The sequence below is a fragment of the Mesorhizobium sp. LSJC269B00 genome (genome assembly GCF_000502815.1).
Classification (GTDB): Bacteria; Pseudomonadota; Alphaproteobacteria; order Rhizobiales; family Rhizobiaceae; genus Mesorhizobium.
Genome location: NZ_AYVN01000043.1, coordinates 1 through 770 on the forward strand (window position 1 = coordinate 1; position 770 = coordinate 770).

1 pseudogene is annotated in these 770 nt (G+C 59.5%); it reads left to right on the top strand.

What is annotated here, in order from left to right:
• Positions 1-607 precede the first annotated feature (607 nt).
• Positions 608-770, top strand: a pseudogene (locus tag X771_RS1000000168635) (IS1380 family transposase); the annotation flags it as partial.

A 770-nucleotide genomic window follows, 5' to 3' on the forward strand; every position in this document is an offset into this window, starting at 1 on the left:
CGGGCTGCGCTCTCCTCCCGCCAAAGACCCAAGGATCGCAAAGCCTTGGATCCTTGCACACTTCCTCATCGCGCTCGTGACCGAACCCCTCTCGCAGGAGTTGGGTGTCTCTCCCCCTTGAGCGACGGGCGCCCGCTGCTGTGGCGCGCCACCCGCCAGATCGTCGCCTCTCTGATCGCGACCATCTTTACTCAACCTTCCTTGGCGGCCCTGCGCCAAAATCTCCATGCCTTGCGATATCGCTGGCGCGAACCACCACGAAAGCGCAAGTTTCAGTCCATGCCAAAGCTATCTTAGCGCCTATGGGATTGAGAGGGCGTGCTGAACGACTGCTGGAAAGGCTCGCCCGTGAGCCCGACCTTGAATGGCTGATGTCCATAGCACTGTGCAGAATTCTCAAATCAGTGGTGTGAGGTCTGAAGGGCCGTGGCCCATTCCGGGATACTGCACCCAAGAACCACGAGCGACATCATTAATCTCCCGAGCTAATTCAGCACGCTAGCCTGAAACATTCAAGGGGGTTGGTGGATGTGGCGCAAGCCGTGGAAATAACGTAGGATTTGGTTGCTTAAGCCGATCCGAACCATTCCCGGAGACCACACCCACCATGAACGATCTTGCGCTGCCGCTGAGCGGTTTGTCATCAGTCGGCAAGTCCGTCGTCGCCCGTTTCGACGGCGGCATGCTGTCGTCCAACAGCGGCGTTCTGGCCTTGGCCGAGGTGGAAAAGCGGTTGCGGGTGGCCGAGCGTCTGGCGCGTTGCATCGACG